The sequence below is a fragment of the Mammaliicoccus fleurettii genome (assembly GCF_003970575.1).
GTDB classification, from domain to species: Bacteria; Bacillota; Bacilli; order Staphylococcales; family Staphylococcaceae; genus Mammaliicoccus; species Mammaliicoccus fleurettii.
In genome coordinates, this window is record NZ_RXWZ01000138.1 from 1 (window position 1) to 2,908 (window position 2,908).

The 2,908-nt window shown below is 30.3% G+C and carries 2 protein-coding genes; one reads left to right on the forward strand and one right to left on the reverse strand.

All coding sequences use genetic code 11. The features are described 5' to 3' along the window. Positions 1–302: 302 nt before the first annotated feature. Positions 303–1,562 (reverse strand): Y-family DNA polymerase, encoded by a 1,260-nt coding sequence (locus CD129_RS10070; RefSeq protein ID WP_078357737.1) that lies wholly within the window; start codon positions 1,560–1,562, stop codon positions 303–305. Positions 1,563–1,807: 245 nt separating this feature from the next. On the opposite strand from CD129_RS10070, the gene CD129_RS10075 reads away from it, so the two are divergent. Next, positions 1,808–2,797, forward strand: coding sequence for a LysM peptidoglycan-binding domain-containing protein (locus tag CD129_RS10075; RefSeq protein ID WP_078357736.1), 990 nt, complete (start codon positions 1,808–1,810; stop codon positions 2,795–2,797). Positions 2,798–2,908: the final 111 nt, after the last annotated feature.

Genomic DNA, 2,908 nt, shown 5'->3' on the forward strand with positions numbered 1-2,908 from the left:
TTAAGAAGCTATAGCCTTGTTCATATAAATCAAAAGCTTTTAATAAAGTATTGATATCTATTTTAATATTTCTAGTCATAATATAACTCCCTGCTAAGTTTTCACTATTTAAGTGTTTACTTAACAGGGAGCATATCAACCTCCTATTTTTGCACTTCTTCTTATATATCCAAAGTGAAGGATGTTTAAACGCATCTTTAAAACATAAATTGGGAAAAATACACATTTAAAGTAATTATTTGGAAAATATTTGATAAATTCAATATTTTACTGCTGTTTGTATATGACATATCTTTAAAATATTAAGCTTTATGGCCTGCGATTAAATCTTTTCTTTCTAACAATGTACCACTGTTTAATAAGCTTGAACCTCGCATTACGATATTCTTTCCATATTTCATACGTATAAAATCTAAATGATTCTCTATTGTTTCTGTCTTAACTTGAAATGGATCGTCAAATAAAGATAATTGTTTAATTTGATTTGGAATAAACTTACCAAATGAAATAGCAATTGTTCGATAAAGTCGATTAGGTTCTAATTGTTTCGATAAATAGTCCCATAATAAATTTACGATGACGTAAGTATTCATAAACCCATTCTTATTTGTAAATTGTTTACGAACACCGCCTATATCAGCATAGCCAACACTAACACTTATTCGAGTAGGGTATAAGTTTAACTTTCTGGATCTATAATAAACTTCATCTACTTGTTCGTTTAGTACAGTTTTGAGTTCATTCATACTGTAATCACGCATGAGTATTTGAGACTTTCCTAAAGATTTATCATATGCCTTATGCGGCTGCCTAATCATACTTTCGTCTATACCATTAGCGTGTAAATGTAAATCAACACCAATAACACCAAAGTCCCGCTTCAAATATTCAACTGGATAGTTAGCTAAATGACCTACTGTAAATATACCTTTTTTGTTGAGCTTAGTTTCTGTACGTCTATTGATACCCCACATTTCTCTTAAAGGTTGAATTGACCAAACTTTATTAGGAACATCTTCGTAACGCCATTCTGATATACCGAGTTGGGTATGTTTAGCATCAATATCCATAGATAGTTTAGCAAGTAACATATTCGAACCAATTCCAATCGTACTGCGAATATGGGCAAGATTAAATATACGTTCTTGCAACTGCATAGCCAGTGAAAAAGGAGAATGAGCAAACAAATGATAAGATTCTGAAACATCCATAAAAAACTCATCTATACTATATTGATGAAAATCTTCAGGTGCTACATAATCTAAAGCAATTTTACTAATTTGAGTTGATAGTTGAATATACTTTTTCATAGATGGATTAATAACATAAATATCTTTACGTTGAGGAATTTCAAATAAACGAGATCCCGTTTTAATGCCAATTGCTTTTAATGGTGGTGTAGCAGCAAGTACGACAGAACCTGGACGTTTCGTATCAGCAACAACAGCAAGCTTCGTTGTTAATGGGTCTAGACCCTTTTCAATACAAGACACAGAAGCAAAGAAACTCTTCAAATCTACACATAAAATATCCCGATTTAAGCAATAACTGTAGTCATACATAAAAATCACCCCAGTCATATAGTATCTTTATTATACGAACATATGTTCTATTTTGTAAAGTGAAAAGTCATATAAAAAGTAATATATTTATCATGTTGATAAACGGGTAGATGAGCGATTTGATGTTTTGAATGGAACAATATATTGTTTGTAATAAATATTTAATATAGTGAAATATTCTTCAACTATATTAATTAATTGTATTTTGTAATACAATATAACAATAAAATCTAAGGGGGATTATTATGAAGTATAAGTTTGGAACAGCTTTAATTTTGACATCTAGTTTATTACTTTCTCAATCTCATTTTTATGTAAATGCGGATGAGAAAAATAATGAACAGACTGAGAACACAAGCAAATCAATTAGTTTTGAACAAGCACAGAAGATGAACCCAAAAGAATTAACTAACATATTAACAGACGAAGATTTAAAATTACATAATAAAGTTGCTGAAAAGCATTCAACAGATATGGAAACAAATCGCAATACAAATGAAGCTTATCAAAACGTAAATAGTTATATTGATAAAAATAATATTAAGCCTTCAACGATTACGCAAGATTCTAGAATGAATAGTTTGCCAAAATATGATTACAAGTCAGATAAATTTATTGGCGTGATTATTCATGAAACAGCAAATTCTAATAGTACGATCGATGAAGAAATTAATTATATGTATAATAACTACGAAAGTGCCTTTGTCCATGCTTATGCAGGTAGTAGTAAAATTGTACAAACAGCCTCAAGTGATTATTTAGCATGGGGGGCTGGTGCAAAAGCAAATCCCTATTTCTATCAAATAGAGTTGGCACAGTCTAGTACATTCGATCAGTTTGCTAAATCTGTAAATAACCAAGCATACTTAACAGCAAAAATGTTAGATCAAAATGGACTGAAACCATCATTAGCTGATAATAATGAGGGGACAGGAACAGTTATAAGTCATAACGCAATAAGTCAATATTATGGTGGAACAGATCATACTGATCCTATTAATTACTTTAGCCAGTGGGGATATGATATGAATCAGTTTTATAGTCTAGTTCAACAGCACTATAACCAGTTGAATGAATCAAGTGATACAATTACTGGAGATACACATACAGTCGTATCAGGAGATACATTATATAATATTTCTCAAAGAAGCGGCGTAAGTGTAGCTGAAATTAAAGAACTCAATGATTTAAGTTCAAATGACTTAACAGTAGGACAAGTATTGAATTTGAAATAAATAGGATAGAAAACTAATTTATATACAAAGTTTTGTTAAGCCTATATCAATAAAACAATTAAAACTGTCGACAAAGCTCAGACTTTGTCGACAGTTTTTTATGTATATATT

What these genes read in the sequence shown, in the direction of transcription:
- CD129_RS10070 (WP_078357737.1), bottom strand. Translation starts at nt 1,562, where the DNA reads ATGTATGACTACAGTTATTGCTTAAATCGGGATATTTTATGTGTAGAT.
- CD129_RS10075 (WP_078357736.1), top strand. Translation starts at nt 1,808, where the DNA reads ATGAAGTATAAGTTTGGAACAGCTTTAATTTTGACATCTAGTTTATTA.